This window comes from Prevotella sp. oral taxon 299 str. F0039 (genome assembly GCF_000163055.2).
Lineage (GTDB): Bacteria > Bacteroidota > Bacteroidia > Bacteroidales > Bacteroidaceae > Prevotella.
In genome coordinates, this window is the sequence record NC_022111.1 from 217,862 (window position 1) to 237,814 (window position 19,953).

Below are 19,953 nucleotides of genomic sequence, written 5' to 3' on the forward strand. Positions count from 1 at the left end.
TAATATCAATGCTTTTGTATGGAAAACGGAAACGAGTTCTCAACTCATTGCAAATCAATGGGGTAGAGAACTCGTTGAAATAAATGTTTATCTTCATCGAAGCGACGAAGCATCAACATTAATAATATGGTTGATAAACGTTTTGATTTTAGTCGATAAAACGCTTAGTGATGTTGTGATATTCGTCTATTCGACGGTCACGAAGGAAGGGCCACCAGCGTCTAACCTGCTCACTTCTTTGTAAATCGACTTCAACAATGGTGCATTCTTCTTCTGTTTCAGATGCACGATAAATAAATTCGCCTTGCGATCCCGCAACAAATGAGCTTCCCCAGAAGGTAATTCCTTGTGTTTGTTGTGATGGATCGGGTTCGAATCCTACACGATTTACTGCGATAACAGGCAATCCATTAGCCACAGCATGACCTCTTTGAACTGTTGTCCATGCCTCTCTCTGGCGTTGTTTCTCTTCTTCTGCATCGCTACTTTCATAACCAATAGCAGTGGGGTAGATTAATAATTCGGCTCCATTCAATGCCATTAAGCGTGCAGCTTCAGGGTACCATTGATCCCAACACACTAAAATTCCGAGCTTACCCAATGATGTTTGGATTGGAGCAAAGCCCAAATCGCCAGGTGTAAAGTAGAACTTTTCATAGTAAGCAGGGTCGTCTGGAATATGCATCTTGCGGTATTTGCCAGCAATACTACCATCTTTTTCAATCACAACAGCAGTGTTATGATATAGTCCTGCCGCTCTTTTCTCGAATAATGAGGTTACAATCACGACATTATTTGCTGCTGCAATCTCGCTAAAAAAAGCGGTAGAAGGACCAGGAATGGGTTCTGCTAAATCGAAGTTGTCTACAGTTTCAAGCTGACAAAAATAAAGACTATTATGCAATTCTTGTAGAACAATGAGCTGAGCACCTTGCTTTGCAAGTTGTTCGATGCCCTTTTTCAAGCGTTGCATGTTGTCGTTTATATCGTTAGTGTTGTGTTGTTGAATGAAACCAACCTTTATTTTATTTTGCATTATCGTTGTTTTTAGGATGTTATTGATTAGAGAATACCTTCTGCTTCTTGTGGAATCTGCATCGTTAGGCAATGCAATGAGCCATGTTGCTCGATGACAATTTGAGCGTCTATACTAATAATTTCTCTGTCAGGAAACGCCTCTTGCAACACTTCTGCAGCCTTTTTGTCGTTCTCTGGCTGATTATATGTAGGCAAAATAACGGCATTGTTGATGATGAGGAAATTGGCATAGGTAGCAGGAAGACGTTGGTTTTCGTCGTTGTAGATAGCCTTTGTCATTGGTAACTCAAGCAAACGATAAGGTTTATTGTCGAGTGTTTTAAGTGCAAAAAGTTGTTCTTTAAGAGCCTTAAAGTCGTTGTATTGCTCATCGTTTGTATCTTCACAACCCACGTAAACAATGGTGTTGTTAGGCGCAATGCGCACAATTGTGTCGATATGTCCATCGGTGTCGTCGCCAATTAGTTCGCCATGGTCTAACCAAACCACACGTTTTGCATTGAAAAAGTGAATGAGTTGTTCTTCAATCTCTTGCTTAGTAAGAGGCTGATTGCGGTTAGGTGCCAACAAACAAGTGCTTGTTGTAAAGATAGTTCCTTCGCCATCGCTTTCAATAGAACCGCCTTCTAAAACAAAATGATTGCAGTCTTGCCACTTACCTTTTATAATATTGCTGTCGCAAAGATATTGATTGATAGCGTTATCATATTGCGATTCGAACTTCTTTCCCCAGCCATTGAACTGAAAATCCATGTAAACAGGTTGGACAGAACCATCGTTTTGCTCTTCAAGAAGGGTGATAAAGCCATGATCTCGTGCCCAAGTGTCGTTTGTTTTACATTCAACTACCGTTACGTTCTGCATCAATTGTGGGCCTAACTCATCGTTAAGCATTTGCAAAACCTCTTCTTTCTGCTGAGCAACAACCAGCACTTTCTCGTATTTTGCAATGGCTTTAGCCAACGAAAGCAATGTTTTGTTAATCTCATTGAGGTATGGACGCCAGTCGGTTTCAGCGTGTGCCCATGTCAACATCACACCTTTTTGAGGATACCATTCAGCAGGTAACACTCTATTTTGTTGTTCGTTCTGTATCATTTGGTGCAAAGTTATACATAATAATGATAGGAAATAGAAAAATAAAGAATAAATTTATTCATTTAATAAATAGGTGAAAAAAAACTACTAACTTTGTAACTCTAGAGTAAAAGAATATCAGAATGAAGCTAGAATTAAAAGATATACCTTTCGAAACCATAGACTCTACGTCCTCGTTTAGCTTGTCTTTCACCGTAGAAGAACAAGAATTGGTGAGCATCTACACCACCAATGCCAGTGAAATGGGGTGCTTGTTTGATTATATTTTGGGCTTTAAGCCTTATAAATCGGGGTATATCAGTATAGATGGAGCCGTTGTTGATAGCCAGTCTGCAGCCTATTTTCGGCAGAACTTAGCTTTTATTCCAACCCATTTTTGCGAGTATAAAGAGAGTGTTATAGACCTTTTTCAATTGCATTTAAAAGCAAACGACAACAAAGAAGCTCATTGTAAAGAGCAATTGAAATATCTTTTGAAAGAAATAGGCATAGATAAAGAAATCCTAAAACAAAAATATTGCAGTTTAACTCCATTCGAACAGCAAGTAATACTCTTATGCTTTTCGATTATTTCGCCCAAAGATTTAGTGCTAATAGATCATCTCTGGTGTGACGAGGAGGGTGAAGAACAAACCATTCTTCAATATCTTTTAAATAAAATAAGAGAGCAGGGAAGTGGCATTTTAGCTGTAACAAGCAACGAAACGATTGCCAACAACGGAACAAAACGAATCAATTTATAAATAATTGAGCATTGAAGTAGATTGAAAAGAACGATATAACAGAATTAAAACGATAGGCTCTTAGGGCATATCTAAAGTAAAATAAGAACATAATAAATATATGACACTATCTTTTTTTAGTTGCTTTTTTATCATAATATTGTTGTTCCTTCCTATTTATATATTATATAATATAGGTTCAACAAAGCAAAATAGAGTGTTTATTGCATTGCTAAAGATGGGTGTTGGTGCAGTTTTTATAGGCTTAGTGATATACTATGCTATGAAAATAAACAACACCTTTATCAACGTCCTTTTATCTCTTGTGGCTCCATTGTTAGCCACTTATGCTGCAACATTAAAGAAACAGCCTCACAGAAAGCATTTTTTTACCCCCTTGCTCATTGCCAATTGTGTTGTGTTGCTATTGCTTGTGTTGCCCGCTCATTATGCTTTATCGGGCGCAGACAACTTTTTTTCGGCACAATACCTCCTTCCTTTGTTACCAATAACCTATTGTTCGGTAGCGGTTACTACAGCAAAAGGAATAAACGCTTATGCTAATGGACTGCTAAATGATGGTAAGTTATACTATTATTTACAAGCAAATGGAGCCTCTCACAATACTTCTATACGCTATTTGTTGCGTCGTGCTATCGAAAAGGCTACAATAATGAACCTTAAACCCTTATGCCTTGTGGTTTCGGGAACCGCTCCTTGGGTGTTGTGCATTATGATAATGTGTGGTATAGGCATTGGAGAAGCCCTCGTTGCACAGGTGGTTTGTATTCTTCTTGCATTCGCTTCGTCTATCGTGTCGTTGTTTATTTGCTTAACCCTATCGCAAAAATATACTTTCGATCCATATCAACAGTTTAAGCAATAGACGATGAATAAAAAGCACCTCCTATATTTTCTTTGTTTTATTTTTTTCTTTTCATATAGCGATATGAAAGGTTCTCAACAAGTTTGGCAAAATAAACAAACACGTAAATTAGTAAAGATTCTTTTCAAACAGATTGACAAAGAGCTGAACAAAGAAAGTAATTCGAAGAGAATAGAGGTAGAACGTGGTACGGGTTCTATATCTAAAAGAGTGCTTCTGCCTGCGAAAATTACTCAAAAACCAGAACAATTGATGTATAAAACGGCCTATGTGGTTTCGTATAACAGCGATACCAAAACACCAAACTATGTGGCTTGGTTGTTGACATCGTCTCATACGAATGGAAAATATAAGCGAAATGGAAACGCTTTTCAACCCGATTTGGAGGTAAAAGGAACTCAAGTAACCACTTTTGACTATGTTCGTTCTGGCTATGATCGTGGACACATGTGCCCTTCTGCAGATAATAAGTGGAGTGAAAAAGCGCAACAAGAATCGTTTTTGATGACCAATATTTGTCCACAAGCACCTAAATTGAACTCTGGAGACTGGAGCGAATTAGAGCAAATGTGTCGTAGTTGGGCACGCAAGTGGGGCGAAATACACATTGTTTGCGGTCCTATCAATCCGCAAGAAAAAGGTCGTCGCATTGGTTCTAACAAGGTGTTGGTTCCCAAAGGCTTCTTTAAGGTGGTGCTCTATAATGGCTCTTCGCCTAAAGCAATAGGCTTTATCTATCCCAATGACGACACGGACAAACCATTAAAAGCCTATGCAACATCTGTAGATGAAGTGGAACGCATTACAGGAATCAACTTCTTTGCTTCGCTAAATGATCAGATAGAGAACGAAATAGAGAAGACATACAATTTCTACGACTGGGATATTTCTAACTAAAATCTTTCTCTTTACAGAATAAAGGCAATCGCTTGATTTTTAAGGAGCATTGTCTATTTAAAGTAAACTCAATGTTTTTGTTGTATAAAAGCATTGAGTTTATTGGTTAAAAGCATTGCAATTATAAAGTAAAAGCATTGACTTTAGGAAACTATTAAAATGACTTAGATTTACAACTTAAAACTATTTATTTTATAAAAATAATGCTCTTAAAATGAAAGATTAAAAGTTAAGTGCTCAGATGATGATGTTGATAAAAAGTAAGATAAAGTCAATTAAATAAAGAAAATGACTTCTTTTGTAAAGTTAAAGTGTTATAAAAGCATTAAAATGTAACTTTTAAGTGTACAACTTAATGCAAATCAATAGTAAGCTTTAGTAAAAATAAGTACTTAGAGCGTTGCAAGTGTCAATAGAAAGCAGTACTTTTGCAACGTAAGTTTAAACTTTATAACAAGATATGAACCAAAAGACATTAATGAATAGAGCAGCAGATAATATACGAATTCTAACTGCTGCGATGGTAGAAAAAGCAAAATCGGGTCATCCAGGCGGTGCTATGGGTGGCGCAGACTTTATCAATGTGCTCTTTTCAGAATTCTTAATATACGACCCAAGTAATCCTTTCTGGGAAGGAAGAGACCGTTTTTATCTTGATCCTGGTCACATGTCACCCATGCTTTATTCTGTTCTTGCAATGCAAGGCAAATTCACTTTGGAAGATCTTCAACAGTTCCGCCAATGGGGTTCGGTAACTCCTGGACACCCAGAACGTGATATTGCACACGGAATAGAGAACACTTCAGGTCCTTTAGGACAAGGACATACATTTGCAGCAGGTGCTGCTGTGGCAGAAAAATACCTAGAAGCGCATCTAGGACACGAAGTAATGCAACATAAGATCTATGCATTTATATCTGATGGAGGCATTCAAGAAGAGATATCTCAAGGCACTGGACGCTTAGCTGGAGTGCTTGGATTAAATAATCTTATAATGTTCTACGACTCAAACGATGTTCAACTCTCTACAAACTGCGATATTGTGATGAGAGAAGACACCGAGATGAAATATAAATCATGGGGCTGGAACGTTATAACTATAAATGGTAATGATGTTGATGAGATAAGAAAAGCATTGACATTAGCTAATCAAGAAACAGAACGTCCAACGCTTATTATTGGTAAAACCATTATGGCTAAGGGTGCAGTTCAAGCAGATGGAACCAGTTATGAGGGCGATTTTAGAACTCATGGTGCACCATTAGGGGGCGATGCCTATATCAATACCATTAAAAATCTTGGTGGTGATGTTCAAAACCCATTTGTTATATATGATGATGTTGCTGAACTCTATGCAAAGAGAAATGCAGAACTAAAAGAGATTGTAGCAAAACGTCAAGCAATTGAAAAGCAATGGGCAGCTGAAAATCCAGAAAAAGCAGCTAAAATGGCTGAATGGTTCTCTGGAAAGGCACCTAATATCGATTGGAGTAACCTCGTTCAAAAGCCTAATTCACCAACAAGAGTAGCTTCGGCAGCATGTCTTGGTGTGCTAAGTGAGCAGGTTAAGAATATGATTGTGTCGTCTGCTGACTTGTGTAATTCAGACAGAACAGATGGATTCCTTAAGGATACACATAACATAATACGTGGAGATTTCTCTGGAGCATTCTTCCAAGCAGGTGTAAGTGAATTGACTATGGCATGTATGTGCATTGGTATGTATTTGCATGGTGGTATCATTCCTGCTTGTGGAACATTCTTTGTGTTCTCTGATTACATGAAGCCTGCAATTAGAATGGCAGCTTTAATGCGTGTTCCTATTAAGTTTATTTGGTCGCATGACGCCTTTAGAGTGGGAGAAGATGGTCCTACTCACGAGCCAGTTGAGCAAGAAGCACAAATAAGACTAATGGAAAAGCTTCGTAATCATAAAGGAGAAGACTCTGTAAGAGTATTCCGTCCTGCTGATGTTAACGAGACAACAGTGTGCTGGCAGATGGCTATGGAGAACATGAATACACCTACTGCGTTGATATTCTCACGTCAAAACGTAGATAACTTGCCTGAAGGTACTAACTATGATATGGCTCGTAAGGGTGCATATGTAGTGGCTGGATCAGACGAACAATATGATGTTATCTTGTTAGCATCGGGTTCTGAGGTGGCAACTCTTGTGGCGGGAGCAAGTCTTTTGCGTGCAGATGGTGTGAAAGTACGTATTGTTAGCGTTCCTTCAGAAGGTCTGTTCCGTCGTCAAACAAAAGAATATCAAGAAGAAGTGCTACCAACTGGTAGTAAGATATTCGGCTTAACTGCAGGTTTACCTGTAACTCTCGAAGGCTTGGTAGGTAGCAATGGCGAAGTGTTCGGCTTGAACTCATTTGGCTATTCTGCTCCTTTTACAGTGCTAAACGAGAAGTTAGGTTTTACTGCAGAGAACGTTTACAACTGCGTTAAAACAATGTTGAACAAATAAAAATAACAATATTAATAGTGAATGATTGACATGTTATCTTGCAAGGACAAGGAAATGGCAGAAAATCATTCACTATTCTTTTTATCAATACGAACATATTGAAATAGAATATGAAAGCAAAAGTAATTGGATTGGCAAGCGACCATGCAGGATTTGCATTGAAAGAGTTTGCAAAGACATATCTACAAGAAAAAGGATATGAAGTGAAAGACTTTGGAACAAATAGCGAAGCTTCGGTTGATTATCCTGATTTTGGTCACGCTTTAGCTAACGCTGTTGAGGCAGGAGAAGTGTATCCAGGTCTTGCTGTGTGTGGAAGTGGAGAAGGAATAAGCATGACTCTCAATAAACATCAGCAGATTAGAGCTGCTCTTTGCTGGTCTTCTGAGATTGCACACATGACTCGTTTGCACAATGATGCAAATGTTTTGGTGATGCCAGGACGATATATTAGCAACGAAGAGGCTGCTAAAATTATTGATGAATTTATGCAAACCGACTTCGAGGGCGGACGTCATCAAGCACGAATAGATAAAATTGCAGTAGAGAAATAATTTTTTTCTCTTTAAAGTATGGTATAAAAATAGGCTTTTATTCTCCTTTTTGAGACAGAGAATAAAAGCTTTTTTAGTTTGAACACAAATCTTATAGCGTCTATATATAATATAGGTGTAAAATAAAAAGGCGATATTGGATATGAATAAAGAAACAACTGAACAACAAACGAATGTAGCTTCTGCCGTATATGGTGTCTCAAAGTCTCATTATCTTATTTTGGATGGATTGCGAGGAGTGGCTGCTTTAATTGTGATATGCTATCATTTGTTTGAGGCTTACGCTATTAATCCCGTAGAACAAAGCGTTAATCACGGCTATCTTGCTGTGGATTTCTTTTTTATGTTGTCGGGTTTTGTCATTGGATATTCGTATGATAATAGACGTGAAACAGTGTCTTCGTCGAACTTTTTATTGCGAAGACTAATTCGTTTGCAACCTATGGTGGTGGTAGGAGTAATATTGGGAGCTGCAATGTTCTACTTTCAAGGTTGTGAAATGTGGAATGTTGCCTCAGTTAGCCTTAGCTCTTTATCTAGAACAACATTGTTGAACTTCTTTTTAATACCCTCAACAATGTCTATGGATATACGTGGTTGGGGTGAGATGTTCCCTCTTAATGGACCTTGTTGGTCACTTTTCTTCGAGTATATTGCCTATGTTTTGTATGCTTTTATATTTAGAAAGGTCTCAACTCGTGTGCTCTGGTGGATTGTTCCTTTGTTTGCAGTGGGATTAACATACGCTGCTTTTCAAGGAGACTATTGTAATTTAGGCTGGGGATGGGCACTAACAATAGAGAATTTCATTGGTGGAATGTTTAGATTGTTGTTCTCTTTCACTGCGGGATTGCTCATTTCACGCACTTATCACCCTGGAATGATCAAGCATCCGTTTATTATCGGAAGTGTTGTTTTGGTGGTATTGACCTTTATGCCCAATGTTGGTGGACACGCATATAATTGGTTGAACGGCATTTATGATGTATTTTGTATTACATGTGCCTTTCCTTTTGTGATGTGTATTGGGGCTTCTGCAACAGCAATGAGCGATAGAACAAAGCGCATTGCCACTTGGTTAGGTAACTTGTCTTATCCTGTTTATATCGTACATTATCCTCTTGTTTATACTTATTATGCATGGGTTAAAAACAATGACTTGCCTTTTAGTCATGCTTATCCTGCTGCAATTGCAGTGGTTTGTGCATCTATTGTATTGGCACAACTATTCTTCCACTACTATGATGCACCACTAAGAAAATATTTAAGTAATCGATTTGTAAAGTAAAAGCATTGACTTTACATCTAAAAAGCATAGTTATTACAATGCAAAAGGAGGCTTATTAACATGTAATAAGCCTCCTTTTATATAGAGTTAATTATTCTCCTTCTTCCTCTTTAGCCTTCTTTCTTATAGCTCTTTTGCGCTTTGGCTTGTCTTCAAGTGTAGCATCTACGGTCTTAACTCCAGCTAAATCTGGGTCAATCATAATTCTACCGCAATATTCGCACACGATAACTTTCTTGTGCATCTTTATGTCTAACTGTCTCTGAGGTGGTATTTTGTTGAAGCAACCACCACAAGCATCACGTTGAACGTAAACAATTCCTAAGCCATTACGAGCGTTCTTGCGAATGCGTTTGAAGCTAGATAGAAGACGAGGTTCGATCTTTGTCTCTAGTTCTGCAATTCTTTCTCTTAGCTTTTCCTCTTCTTCACGAGTCTCTTGAACGATCTCATTCAACTCACTTCTCTTGTGTTTGAGGTCTTCTTGACGTTCTTTAATGTTCTCTCTACCTTCTTCTAAGGCGTGAGTTTTCTCTTCTATCTTGATAAGAGCTTCCTTAATTTTCTTTTCGCACAACTCTATTTCAAGACTTTGGTATTCGATTTCCTTTGTAAGAGTATCGTATTCACGATTGTTCTTCACTTCATCTAACTGCTTTTGGTAGCGTTCTATGCTCTTTTGAGCTTGATCCATCTCCACACGTTTCTGTGTTACTGCAGTTTGAAACTCACGAATTTCTTGTTGAATCTTATCGATACGCAATGTTAAACCCGCAATCTCGTCTTCTAAGTCTTGTACTTCTAGAGGTAATTCACCACGAAGTGCTCTCTTTTCATCTATTTCTGACAAGCTTGTTTGTAGTTGATAAAGCGTTTTTAGCTTCTCTTCAACCGACAATTCAATAGGATCTTTTTTTGCCATATTATATATATATTATTGGATTTGTATTGACTTTAGTGATAAAACAGGGTAGTCCTGGACAATTATTCTCGATGATTGATTTAAAAATCTCAGTGGTATACTGTTCGCTTTGATAGTGACCTAAGACTGCAATTTGTATCTTTTGCTCTGTATCAAAGTAGTCGTGATAATGCATTTCGCCCGTAATGAAAGCGTCTGCGCCTGCTTTTATAGCATCATTCAATAGGAATGAGCCTGCACCTCCACACAAAGCCACCTTTGAAATGGGGCGTTTTAAAAGTTCGTTGCATTGAACGCAAGCCACATCGAAAGTGCTTTTTAAAAGCGAAATAAATTCATTTGCAGTTAAAGGTTGTGCAAGTTGACCTATAACACCGCTTCCGCCAGCTACTCCGTCAACATCTTTTGTGCCTCCAAAGAATTGCAAGTTGTGCATATTTAGCTTCTCTGCAATCTTAAAGTTCACTCCATTCACTGCGCTATCAATATTGGTGTGCATTGCAACAATAGTGATATTGTTTTGCAAAGCCTTTATAACACAGCGTTGAACGAGTGTCGTGTCGGTGATACAAGATAGTTTTTTAAATATCAATGGATGATGCGCCACAATGATATTACAGCCTAATTCAAAGGCTTCCTCAATCACTTCTTCGGTTACATCCAAACACAATAATGCCCCTGAGCTTTCCGTCTCTGTCAATCCAACTTGCAAACCAGCATTATCATAGCTCTCTTGTAAGGGCAGAGGCGCGAACTTTTCAAGGGCATGAATCACGTCTTTAATTTTCACGCATGTATATTTTAATGAACTACAAAGTTACAATTTTATTTTGATAGATGATTTTTAGAATCCTGTCTGTTAAGTTTTTTTAAATTATAAGTAATGTAATCACTTTTTTTTTATAGAGTCGAAATTTAATCTTTTGAGAGTGAAAATATCATTGCAAAAGAGCTGTTTTAGATAAAAAAGCATTGTAATTGTATTTTAATTAGCATGAGTTTGTTACTTAAAATAAATAATATTACTTTTGTAATTCAAAAAGAAAAGCAATGAATTAAGGTTTATGAGACAGCGAGTAGAAAAGAAATTGAACCATCATTTGATGTTACCTATAAAGTTATTTATGGGTAGAGAGAAGTCGGGTGGAATCGTTTTGCTTCTTAGTGTCGTGTTAGCTATGGTCTTAGCTAATACCGATTTAGCTGCAAGTTACTTTCATTTCTTTGAGCAAGAAGTTGGAATGATTGTCAACGGACAAACCTATTTGAACTATTCTTTGCATCATTGGATTAACGATGGCTTAATGGCAGTGTTTTTCTTTGTGGTTGGTTTAGAACTAAAGAGAGAATTTATAGGAGGCGAACTGGCTGATGTTAGAAACACCATACTACCCATTGGAGCTGCAATAGGTGGAATGCTTGTTCCCGCTTTGATTTATACAGCTCTCAATATAGGCACATCTCACATCATGGGTTGGGGTATTCCGATGGCAACCGACATAGCCTTCGCCTTAGGAGTGGTGTATCTTTTAGGCAATAAAGTGCCCCTTTCGGCAAAAGTGTTCTTAACAACCCTCGCCATAGTAGACGATCTTGGAGCAGTACTTGTTATTGCTTTCTTCTACACTTCCGAGCTTTCAGTGGTGAGTTTGCTCTTTGGTTTAGGTTTCCTTGGAGTGATGTTCGTAGGCAATAGATTAGGAATTAAGAATCTATTGTTTTACGCAATACTTGGAATAGGAGGTGTGTGGGTTACCTTTTTACTATCAGGTATCCACGCAACAATTGCTGCAGTACTTGCAGCTTTCATGATTCCTGCCGATGCAAGGATAAACGAAGCAGTGTATATCAAGCGTTTAAAGAAGCAATTGAAACGTTTTGAACACGAAGAAGCCAATGAAGTTCGAACCTTAGAAGAAGGACAAGTGGGCGTGTTAGCAAACATTAAACGAGACACATCTATTGCTATTCCTTTGTTACAACAGCTCGAACACACATTGTCACCAGTGGTAACATTCCTCATAATGCCTATTTTTGCCATTGCCAATGCAGGTATTAGCTTTACGAATTTAAGTGTATCAGATATCTTTTCCACCCATGTTGCGCTCGGAGTAGCCTTCGGTTTGCTTATAGGAAAGCCTCTTGGCGTGGTAGGTGCAACCTTCTTAATGGTAAAAATGCGCTGGGCAACCTTGCCAAGTGCCATCACCAAGCGCACAATGGCAGGTTTAGGGATGCTAGCTTCCATAGGTTTCACCATGTCGATGTTCATCTCTACACTTGCATTTAACAACGAATTATGGCTGACACAAGCAAAAGTGGGAATCTTTTTGGCTTCCATTTTGGGCGGAATAGGAGGTTATATCCTTCTCAATCAGCCCCCAAACAAAAATAAATAATATCTTATTTTTTATTGAAATTGACGTTTTCAACGATTAATTAGCGTAACATTAAAAAGAACAAACCAAAAAAACTTAATAATAATAATGAACAAACAAATGAAAAGAACATTCGTTATCGCATTAACAATGTTATCAAGTGTTGTGTTTTCGAATGCAAATCCTATTACAAAAGGACAGGCATTGAACATTGCTTCTAAATATATTAGCAACCCAACGCTGTCGAACAATACACCTAAAACACGCTCATTAAAAGCAAATGAGCAACCAGCTTATTATATTTTCACCAGCTCTAACGATGATAAGTTCGTTATTGTATCAGGAGAAAGCAAGCTAAACGAAGTGGTAGCTTATGGAGATAAGATGTCGAAAGACGAAAGTAAGCAATCACCCTACTTCAAACAGTTCTTAAAAGACTATGAAAGAGTGGTGAAAGCAGTACGTAGCAATACCATACAAGCTTCAACCACACCAAGCCAACTCAAACGAAAAGTAGAACCATTGCTAACTTGTAAGTGGAGTCAATACTTTCCATTTAATAAGTATACACTTGTAATCGATGGTAAAACAACCCCTACTGGCTGTGTAGCCACTGCCACTGCACAAGTGATGTATCATCATAAATGGCCAAAAAATCGCCCTACTGATTACATTAGTACAACGAAAAGTGAGGCTTGGAAGAGTAGTACTTACTTTTGGGAAGATATGAAAGACACAGAATCTCAAATGTTTTCAAGTCGTTCTCAAGATGCAGTTGGAGTATTGATGCGTGACATTGGTAGTGCAGTTAGAATGAGATATTATCATAAAGGAAGTGATTCTAACTTGGAAAACGCATGCAATGCCCTTCGCCATACATTTGATTATACCGTGCGATATCTTGTTAAAGACGTTCTACCTGCAAATGAATTTCTAAAAGAAGTGATGCAAGAGTTATCTGATGGGTATCCTGTTTTAGTTGTAGGAGGGCCTCATGCCTTTGTTTATGACGGCTATGATGAGCAAGGATTTATACACACTAACTGGGGTTGGGGTGGTCAAGAAGACGGCTATTTCGATATAAATACCGTTTATTTAAATGTTTCTGGATTTGCACTTAGTGGTACTTTCTGGGACGATATTTCTGTTGTATTTGCACATCCAAACAATGGAATAGCAACTCCTTTCAAGGATATAGAACGTGCTTTATATGCTCGTTTAACCACAACATTTACTATTAATAAAACACAAGGAGCACGAAACGAGAGCTTTTCTGCAGAAGTTAAAAGGGTAGGAGCATATAGTTCTGCGAAAGAAGGCTTAGGAGTATTCACTGGAAAGGTTGGTATTGCGCTCTATAATGATCAAAATAAGCGAGTAAAAATATTCAATTTAAATAGTAATAATATTCCATGGGCCACTATTTTCACCACATTTAATTTTGAAATAAACGACATTAATTTTGAAGGATTGCCCAATGGTAACTATCGTTTAGTGCCTGTTTACTCAGAAATGCTTGATCCTGTAACAAAAGAAAATGGTGAATGGAAACCCATTAACTATGCTAATGAGATACAAGTGGAGCTTACATCAACTGAAGTTCGTATGAATGAGAACAATCCTAAAAATGATGTAACAATGGAAAAGGCACCAAGCGTGCTTGTTCCTTTCTATGAAGATTCAGGTTTGGCTGCTTTTAGCTTTACAATGTACAACCCAGGCCGTGAAGAAGTGCGTGGTGACTTGGTGATGACACTGAAAAACAAGGCAACCAACGAAGAGTTTAACGGATATTTGCAAACTCCTAATGTGGTAGCTCAACGTCTTGGACATACCTCTTTCACTATAAGAATGTTGGCACAGTATTATCAATCAGGTAGAATTGGTAGTTTATCGCCAGGTAAATACGATGTAACCTTTTCTATAAAGGCTAAAAGAAAGGGTTCAAAAGAGGTGGTTGTTCCTATCAAAATGCAAAAGCCTTTTGAAGTAGAAGTATTTCCAAAAGTGAGCCAAGGAGCAATTGAATTTAATTATGTAGACTTCCTTGTAGATGGTAAAGAAGCTAATTATAGCACCTTCGAACTAAGTAAAATAAATCAAATGGGTTTGCAGGTACATTCAAAATTAACAGGTTGGCTTATTAGTAAAGGTTATCAAGGGCCACTATATTATCGTTTGTACGACCTAACTGCAGATAAATGGATAGAGGTAGGCTCATTAAATAACGTGCATTTGCCTTATGGATATCTAAAGAATGTTGCGTCAACACGCATCACTTTTCCTGCTTCAAAATTAGAAGCTAATCACTCTTACGAAGTACATATTGAGATAGAACGAAACGGAAGGCGTGAAGATGTTTGGAATGTCAATACATTCCGTAATACATTCCACGTTGTAGATGAATTGAAAGCCACAGGTATTGGCTCGCTCGAAAGCGAAAGCAAAGCTCAAAAGCAAATTTATAACGTTCAAGGAGTGCGCCAAACACAAGATTGGGACGCCCTTCCTGCAGGCATCTATATTGTAGATGGTAAAAAAGTGATGAAGAAATAAATCAAAATAGATTTACTCTTCAATTAAGTAATAAAAGGTTTAAAAGGTTGTCTTTATGTAAATAGAGACAACCTTTTTTTGATGTTGCCACCCAAAGTGAAATAGAAGCAAGCCAAAAGCTATGCTATTGCATAGTAAAAGCATTGCTCTTAGACTCTAATAGCAGTGACTTTGCAACGCAAACGCATTGAGTTTTGAAAGCGATGAAAAGGACTTGAAAATGTAACTACATCTTTCTTCTTTTCCTGCTATCGTCTTTCTCTTATCGTAAATTGATGCTGTTGGGGCTATAAAAACTCTTATCTCAACTCTTTACCAAAAAAATATTTATACTTTTGTATTTGAAATCATTCCCCAAAATAACGCAATGCCCTCTTTTTTCAGTAAAATAAAAAACAAACTTCAACAACTTTCATTCCGAACAGGTGTCATCGTAACACTTTGTTGCATTCCTTTTTACATCTTATCGTTTGCGCAAATGGCTCTCGATATCGACGTAAAAACAAAAGGAATTCTTTGGGTTGTGCTCTTTGGACTTGCCAAAACATTTCAATATACTGGCTTAACTATTTTAGGAGTAGAAGGTTATAAGCGATTGAAGCAATATTTTAAGAAAAAATAGAGAGAGCAATTGCAGGGCTAAGGCAGGTGAAAGGCAGTGCTAAACGAAAAGTAAAAACTTTGCTTTTGTGTAATAAAAAAATCAAAAGCATAGAGGTGTTTTCCAAATAAAATACTATATTTGTGATGATAAAAGCCAATAAATCTATGCTCACTATTGATAAATTCTATAATGCACGTATAGTACTCGATAATATCTTACGCAAAACCGATTTAGTGCATACTAAAAAGGTGAATACTACATGCGAAGTGTATCTTAAACCCGAGTGTTTACAACGCACAGGATCGTTTAAAATAAGGGGAGCTTACTATAAAATGTCGCAGCTTTCGAACGAAGAAAAGGCGAAAGGTGTGGTTGCTTGCTCGGCAGGAAACCACGCTCAGGGAGTGGCTTTGGGTGCAACTTCGATGGGAATAAAATCCTTAATATGCCTACCAGAAGCGGCTCCGATGAGTAAAGTAGAAGCAACAAGACAACTAGGAGCAGAGATTTGTTTAGTGCCAGGAGTGTATGATGATGCCTATAATCGTGCTCTTGCTATGAGAGACGAGTTTGGTTATACCTTTATTCATCCTTTTAACGACGAGAATGTTATTGCAGGTCAGGGTACTATTGCATTGGAAATTCTCGAAGAGTTACCCGATGTAGATATGATTGTGGTGCCTATAGGAGGCGGAGGGCTTATTTCTGGAGTGGCTTATGCAGCTAAAACGTTGAATCCTAACATTAAAATATATGGCGTTCAGGCAGAAAATGCAGCCAGTATGGTTAGAAGTTTAGAAGCTAAAAAGCCAGTTCTTTTAAACTCTGTGAGTACTCTTGCAGACGGAATCGCCGTTAAGCAGCCAGGAGATATAACCTTTGACATTTGCTCGAACTATGTTGATGGGGTAGTAACTGTTAGTGAAGAAGAGATTTGTGCTGCCATATTGCGATTGATTGAGAAAAAGAAAATGGTGGCAGAGGGTGCTGGTGCTGTTGCTGTTGCAGCGGTGATGTTTGACAAAATACCTGTTAAAGGCAAAAAAGTAGTGTGTCTTGTTAGTGGAGGTAACATTGATGTAACAACACTCGGTCGTGTGATTAGCAGCGGATTGATAGCCAGTGGTCGCCTATGCTCAATACATGTTGAAGTGAATGACCAACCTGGTACTCTTGCACAAACATGTGCTATCGTGTCAAAATTAGGCGCAAACATCATAAGTGTGCATCACGACAGAACAATGAGCAAAGGAAATGTAAGGGCATGTGTGGTGAAACTTACCGCAGAAACACGCAATGAGGAGCATCTTCTCGAAATAAAATCAACCTTAAAGAAAATGGGGTTCAATGTAGTGAATGATTAATCGTGCTGTGACAAGATCATCATTTTTAGGTATTACATCGCAGTTTAGAATATCTTAGATAAACAATATAATCAATAAAGATAAAAAATCAATTATGAAAACAATTCAAACAACTAAGGCTCCAGCCGCAATTGGACCTTATAGTCAAGCCGTAGAAGCTAATGGTTTTGTGTTTGCTTCAGGACAATTAGGTATTAATCCTGCTACAGGAGAATTCGTAGAGGGAGATGTTCAAGCTCAAACTCGCCAAGCATTGACCAATGCTCGTGCTATAATGAATGAGGCAGGACTCGATCTAAACAACGTAATTAAAACAACAGTATTCTTAAGTGATATGGCAAACTTTGTTGCAATGAACGAAATCTATTCAGAGTTCTTTAGCGAACCATATCCTGCTCGTTCTGCTGTGGCTGTGAAAACACTTCCAAAGAACGCTCTTGTAGAAGTTGAATGTATAGCTGTTCGCCCCTAATTATCTATATATAAAATAGGTGTTTGCCATCAATTCTTTTGTGAAAAATCAGCATAAAAGGGTTGATGGCATTTTATTTTGCATTTAATATATTTTTAACATTCTTCTTGCAAATGGTTATTTTTATTGCATTTTGGGCTATTTTGCAATGTGGAGTTTGCAAAATCATAACTTGTAGGTATTGTGTATATGTATAATTATATATACTTTTGCACTGCAATTTGATGATAAAATCAACAATTGTAACGAAAAATAAAACAGAAAGTACTTTCGAGTACGCATTTAATAACAAAATAAATACAACTCAAAATGAAGAACGAATGGAGAGGATTTAAAGGCAATCACTGGACAGAAGATGTTGATGTTCGTGCCTTTATCCAAGATAACTACACCGCTTATGATGGTAATGCTGATTTCTTAGCAGGTCCAACAGAAGCAACAGATAAGCTTTGGACACTACTCCAAGGCCTTCAAAAAGAAGAAAGAGCAAAAGGTGGAGTTCTTGATATGGAAACAAAAGTCGTGTCAAGTATGACTGCTTATCCTGCAGCTTATATGGGCGAAGGAACCAAAGAACTTGAGAAGATTGTTGGATTGCAAACAGATAAGCCTCTAAAACGTGCATTTATGCCTTATGGAGGTATTAAGATGGCAGAGCAAGCTTGTACTACTTATGGTTACGAACCAGCTCCTGAACTTCATAAAATATTTACAGAATACCACAAAACTCACAACGAAGGGGTATTTGATGCATACACAGACGAAATGAAATTGGTGCGTCATAACCACATATTAACAGGTCTTCCCGACACTTATGGACGTGGACGTATCGTTGGAGACTATCGTCGTGTAGCTTTATATGGTGTTGATTTCTTAATCGATAAAAAGAAAGCAGACCTTAGAAACACAGGATGTGGCGTGATGACTGATGAGATTATCCGTCTAAGAGAAGAAATATCTATGCAAATAAAGGCCTTGAAGGAAATGAAAGAAATGGCTCTTATTTACGGATATGATATCTCTCGTCCTGCAATGAATGCACATGAGGCTGTGCAATGGCTATACTTTGGCTATTTGTCTGCTATTAAAACACAGAACGGAGCAGCGATGTCGGTTGGTCGTATCTCTACTTTCTTGGACATATATATCCAACGTGACATGGAAGAAGGTACTCTAACAGAAAGCGAAGCACAAGAACTTATCGACCACTTGGTAATGAAATTCCGTATGGTTAAGTTCGCTCGTATCCCTTCTTACAATCAACTTTTCTCTGGAGATCCTATCTGGGCGACCCTAGAAATGGCGGGAATGGGTATGGATGGACGTTCAATGGTTACAAAGAACGATTTCCGTTTCCTTCATACTCTTGAGAATATGGGTCCTTCTCCTGAACCAAACTTAACCGTATTGTATTGCTCTCGTCTTCCAGAAGGATTCAAACAATATGCGTCTAAAATCTCAGTTACAACCAGTTCAATACAATATGAGAACGATGATGTAATGCGTCCGATATGGGGAGACGATTATTCTATCTGCTGTTGTGTATCTGCAACACAGACAGGAAAGGAGATGCAGTTCTTTGGAGCACGTGCAAATCTAGCTAAATGTTTGTTATATGCAGTGTCAGGAGGCGTTGATGAGAAGACAAAAGAACAATGCGGACCTGCTTATAGACCAATTTCTGGAGATGTATTGAACTATGATGAGTTCCTACCTAGATTCATTGATATGATGGAATGGTTAGCTGGTATTTATGTAAATACCCTTAACTTGATTCATTATATGCACGACAAGTACTTCTATGAGGCTGCAGAATTAGCGTTAATCGATACTAATGTGCGCAGAACTTTTGCGACAGGAATCGCTGGTTTCAGTCATGTCGTAGACAGTTTGTGTGCTATTAAATATGCAAAAGTAAGCATTATCAGAGATGAGAACGGCTTACCTGTAGACTTTAAGACTGAAGGTGAGTTCCCAAAATATGGTAATGATGATGACAGAGCTGATGACATTGCAGTATGGTTGTTGAAGACTTTCATGACAATGATACGTCGTCACCACACATATCGTGATTCAGAAGCAACAACAAGTATTCTAACTATCACCTCAAATGTGGTATATGGTAAGGCAACAGGTAACACTCCTGATGGAAGAAGAGCTGGAGCTCCATTCGCTCCAGGTGCAAATCCATCTTATGGAGCAGAGAAAAACGGTCTACTTGCATCGTTAAACTCAACTGCTAAGCTTCCTTATGAATACGCACTTGATGGTATTTCAAATACACAAACAATCAGTCCTACTACTTTAGGACACACAGAAGAGGAACAAGTAGAAACGCTTGTGAACGTAATGGATGGTTACTTCGATCGTGGCGCACACCATTTGAACGTGAATGTCTTTGGTGTTGAAAAGCTAATCGATTGTATGGAGCACCCAGAAAAAGAAGAATATGCAAACTTTACTATTCGTGTCAGCGGATATGCAGTGAAGTTTATCGACCTAACTCGTGAGCAACAATTAGACGTTATCGCACGTCAAGCTCATGGACGTATGGCATAATAGCCTTTGGTTGTATAACAATATTAAAGTGCAAAGGCTTGAAATACAGTCTTTGCACTTTTCTTTTTATGTCGGATACTTGCTCCTGTGGCAGGTTATTCAAGGCAAAGAATCATATTATAACACAAAAACAACA

General features: G+C 38.0%; 16 protein-coding genes. 12 read left to right on the forward strand and 4 right to left on the reverse strand.

All coding sequences use genetic code 11. From position 1 onward, the window contains the following. Positions 1 to 148: 148 nt before the first annotated feature. Complete coding sequence (locus HMPREF0669_RS03785) at positions 149 to 1,036, reverse strand: carbon-nitrogen hydrolase (protein WP_009227194.1); 888 nt, start codon at positions 1,034 to 1,036, stop codon at positions 149 to 151. Between the two features lie 26 nt (positions 1,037 to 1,062). Continuing rightward, positions 1,063 to 2,136, reverse strand: coding sequence for an agmatine deiminase family protein (locus HMPREF0669_RS03790; protein WP_020967142.1), 1,074 nt, complete (start codon positions 2,134 to 2,136; stop codon positions 1,063 to 1,065). Between the two features lie 122 nt (positions 2,137 to 2,258). On the opposite strand from HMPREF0669_RS03790, the gene HMPREF0669_RS03795 reads away from it, so the two are divergent. The 6 genes from HMPREF0669_RS03795 to HMPREF0669_RS03820 all read left to right on the forward strand — a co-directional run bounded on the left by HMPREF0669_RS03795 (position 2,259) and on the right by HMPREF0669_RS03820 (position 8,962). After that, complete coding sequence (locus HMPREF0669_RS03795; RefSeq protein WP_009227196.1) at positions 2,259 to 2,879, forward strand: ATP-binding cassette domain-containing protein; 621 nt, start codon at positions 2,259 to 2,261, stop codon at positions 2,877 to 2,879. A 100-nt stretch (positions 2,880 to 2,979) separates the two neighbouring features. Next, positions 2,980 to 3,744 carry an ABC transporter permease gene (locus tag HMPREF0669_RS03800; RefSeq protein ID WP_020967143.1) on the forward strand — a complete coding sequence of 255 codons (765 nt, stop codon included), beginning with the start codon at positions 2,980 to 2,982 and terminating at the stop codon, positions 3,742 to 3,744. Positions 3,745 to 3,807: 63 nt separating this feature from the next. Continuing rightward, entirely contained in the window at positions 3,808 to 4,641 is an 834-nt protein-coding gene (locus tag HMPREF0669_RS03805) for a DNA/RNA non-specific endonuclease (RefSeq protein WP_232236472.1), read from the forward strand. Between the two features lie 460 nt (positions 4,642 to 5,101). Beyond that, positions 5,102 to 7,120 (forward strand): transketolase, encoded by a 2,019-nt coding sequence (locus tag HMPREF0669_RS03810; protein WP_009227199.1) that lies wholly within the window; start codon positions 5,102 to 5,104, stop codon positions 7,118 to 7,120. A 110-nt stretch (positions 7,121 to 7,230) separates the two neighbouring features. Beyond that, entirely contained in the window at positions 7,231 to 7,674 is a 444-nt protein-coding gene (gene rpiB, locus HMPREF0669_RS03815) for a ribose 5-phosphate isomerase B (RefSeq protein WP_009227200.1), read from the forward strand. Positions 7,675 to 7,816: 142 nt separating this feature from the next. After that, positions 7,817 to 8,962 (forward strand): acyltransferase, encoded by a 1,146-nt coding sequence (locus HMPREF0669_RS03820; protein WP_009227201.1) that lies wholly within the window; start codon positions 7,817 to 7,819, stop codon positions 8,960 to 8,962. Between the two features lie 91 nt (positions 8,963 to 9,053). Here HMPREF0669_RS03820 and HMPREF0669_RS03825 read toward each other — a convergent pair whose 3' ends face one another. Beyond that, positions 9,054 to 9,884: a zinc ribbon domain-containing protein gene (locus tag HMPREF0669_RS03825; protein ID WP_009227202.1), complete on the reverse strand. Its 831-nt coding sequence runs from the start codon at positions 9,882 to 9,884 to the stop codon at positions 9,054 to 9,056. A 1-nt stretch (position 9,885) separates the two neighbouring features. Further along, positions 9,886 to 10,674 (reverse strand): Nif3-like dinuclear metal center hexameric protein, encoded by a 789-nt coding sequence (locus tag HMPREF0669_RS03830; protein ID WP_009227203.1) that lies wholly within the window; start codon positions 10,672 to 10,674, stop codon positions 9,886 to 9,888. 274 nt (positions 10,675 to 10,948) lie between these two features. On the opposite strand from HMPREF0669_RS03830, the gene nhaA reads away from it, so the two are divergent. The 6 genes from nhaA (at position 10,949) to pflB (ending at position 19,817) form a co-directional block, all read left to right on the forward strand. Next, entirely contained in the window at positions 10,949 to 12,283 is a 1,335-nt protein-coding gene (gene nhaA / locus HMPREF0669_RS03835; protein WP_009227204.1) for a Na+/H+ antiporter NhaA, read from the forward strand. A gap of 99 nt (positions 12,284 to 12,382) precedes the next feature. Beyond that, positions 12,383 to 14,818: a C10 family peptidase gene (locus HMPREF0669_RS03840; RefSeq protein WP_020967144.1), complete on the forward strand. Its 2,436-nt coding sequence runs from the start codon at positions 12,383 to 12,385 to the stop codon at positions 14,816 to 14,818. A 367-nt stretch (positions 14,819 to 15,185) separates the two neighbouring features. After that, positions 15,186 to 15,440, forward strand: a complete 255-nt coding sequence (locus HMPREF0669_RS03845) for a hypothetical protein (protein WP_009227206.1) — start codon at positions 15,186 to 15,188, stop codon at positions 15,438 to 15,440. A 146-nt stretch (positions 15,441 to 15,586) separates the two neighbouring features. After that, positions 15,587 to 16,786, forward strand: a complete 1,200-nt coding sequence (gene ilvA, locus HMPREF0669_RS03850) for a threonine ammonia-lyase (protein ID WP_009227207.1) — start codon at positions 15,587 to 15,589, stop codon at positions 16,784 to 16,786. A 94-nt stretch (positions 16,787 to 16,880) separates the two neighbouring features. Next, positions 16,881 to 17,258, forward strand: coding sequence for a RidA family protein (locus HMPREF0669_RS03855; RefSeq protein WP_009227208.1), 378 nt, complete (start codon positions 16,881 to 16,883; stop codon positions 17,256 to 17,258). Between the two features lie 309 nt (positions 17,259 to 17,567). Next, positions 17,568 to 19,817, forward strand: coding sequence for a formate C-acetyltransferase (gene pflB, locus HMPREF0669_RS03860; RefSeq protein WP_009227209.1), 2,250 nt, complete (start codon positions 17,568 to 17,570; stop codon positions 19,815 to 19,817). The last annotated feature ends 136 nt before the right edge of the window (positions 19,818 to 19,953 follow it).

Coding starts and splice junctions, on each gene's coding strand:
- HMPREF0669_RS03800 (WP_020967143.1), top strand. CDS start 2,980: ATGACACTATCTTTTTTTAGTTGCTTTTTTATCATAATATTGTTGTTC.
- HMPREF0669_RS03840 (WP_020967144.1), top strand. CDS start 12,383: ATGAAAAGAACATTCGTTATCGCATTAACAATGTTATCAAGTGTTGTG.
- HMPREF0669_RS03790 (WP_020967142.1), bottom strand. CDS start 2,136: ATGATACAGAACGAACAACAAAATAGAGTGTTACCTGCTGAATGGTAT.
- HMPREF0669_RS03785 (WP_009227194.1), bottom strand. CDS start 1,036: ATGCAAAATAAAATAAAGGTTGGTTTCATTCAACAACACAACACTAAC.
- ilvA (WP_009227207.1), top strand. CDS start 15,587: ATGCTCACTATTGATAAATTCTATAATGCACGTATAGTACTCGATAAT.
- HMPREF0669_RS03820 (WP_009227201.1), top strand. CDS start 7,817: ATGAATAAAGAAACAACTGAACAACAAACGAATGTAGCTTCTGCCGTA.
- pflB (WP_009227209.1), top strand. CDS start 17,568: ATGAAGAACGAATGGAGAGGATTTAAAGGCAATCACTGGACAGAAGAT.
- HMPREF0669_RS03855 (WP_009227208.1), top strand. CDS start 16,881: ATGAAAACAATTCAAACAACTAAGGCTCCAGCCGCAATTGGACCTTAT.
- nhaA (WP_009227204.1), top strand. CDS start 10,949: ATGAGACAGCGAGTAGAAAAGAAATTGAACCATCATTTGATGTTACCT.
- HMPREF0669_RS03805 (WP_232236472.1), top strand. CDS start 3,808: ATGAAAGGTTCTCAACAAGTTTGGCAAAATAAACAAACACGTAAATTA.
- HMPREF0669_RS03845 (WP_009227206.1), top strand. CDS start 15,186: ATGCCCTCTTTTTTCAGTAAAATAAAAAACAAACTTCAACAACTTTCA.
- HMPREF0669_RS03810 (WP_009227199.1), top strand. CDS start 5,102: ATGAACCAAAAGACATTAATGAATAGAGCAGCAGATAATATACGAATT.
- HMPREF0669_RS03795 (WP_009227196.1), top strand. CDS start 2,259: ATGAAGCTAGAATTAAAAGATATACCTTTCGAAACCATAGACTCTACG.
- HMPREF0669_RS03825 (WP_009227202.1), bottom strand. CDS start 9,884: ATGGCAAAAAAAGATCCTATTGAATTGTCGGTTGAAGAGAAGCTAAAA.
- rpiB (WP_009227200.1), top strand. CDS start 7,231: ATGAAAGCAAAAGTAATTGGATTGGCAAGCGACCATGCAGGATTTGCA.